Here is a 961-nt window from a genome sequence, read left to right as displayed (position 1 = left end):
CCGAAGCCCAACTGCCGCGAATACAGCGCGACGATCGTCACCTGCGCCGGCGTCCCGTCCGGCAGCGTCATCGAGACCTGAGACCCGACGCGGTATCCCTGCCCGAGCGCGGCCGCCGCCGTGTCCGGCCCGGTCAGCGAGCCGATGCTCCCGGCCGTGACCCCGAGGTCCAGCGTGTCGCCGAGCCCCGCGGGCGTCACGCCGAGCACGTTCCGATCGTTCAGCCCGGTCCGCACCGTCGCGTGCAGCACCTGCGTCACCGTCCGCACCCCCGGCACCGCCTTCACCTCCGCCGCCGCCCCCGTCGGCACCTTGCTCCCCACCACGTAGTCGGCCACGTTCCCCGCCGCACGCTGCGCCGTCGCCGCGTCCGCGACGCTCGCCTGCGAGAACAGGATCGTGCACGCCATGGCCATCATCAGCGTCAACGGCGTGATCACCGACGCCAACCGCGGCGCGGCGGCCCGCAGGTTGTTCGCGGCCAGATACCCCCCGACCCGCGACAGCCGCAACGGCACCCCCAGCACCGCCACCGCCGACCGCGCCACCCAAGGCCCCAACAGCGCCAGCGCGATACACCACAGCAGCACCGCGTTGAAGCAGACCGGCGTCGAGGCCCCGTCGCTGTGCAGCACGGTCAGCAGCGCCGTCAACACGGTCGCACCGACGATCGCCAGCACCCCGAACAGAGCCCTGACAACCGACACCCGCGGCGGCTTCAACTCCGCCTCCCCCAGCGCCTCCACCGGACGGATCCGCGTGGCCCGCCGCGCCGAGATCCGCGCCGCCGCCCAGCCGGCGCCCACCGTGGCCAGCACCGAGGCGAACACCGGGAACACCGACAGCACCACCGGGACGTTCGCCGGGATGATGCCCAACGACACGAACTCGCCGTGCAGCCAGGCCCCGAGCGGCAGCGGGAGATCGCGGTGCTGCGGGCCGTGGCGGCGACGGGCAAGCA

At 73.7% G+C, this 961-nt stretch carries 1 pseudogene; it reads right to left on the bottom strand.

Annotation, left to right across the window (positions count from 1 at the left end):
* Positions 1 to 961: pseudogene (locus GWK61_RS54785) on the bottom strand (ABC transporter permease); the annotation flags it as partial.

Origin of the sequence: Catenulispora rubra (assembly GCF_015356825.1) — a bacterium.
Classification (GTDB): domain Bacteria; phylum Actinomycetota; class Actinomycetes; order Streptomycetales; family Catenulisporaceae; genus Catenulispora; species Catenulispora rubra.
The sequence above is the reverse complement of the archived record's forward strand: the minus strand, read 5'-3'. Positions and strand labels throughout refer to the sequence as shown.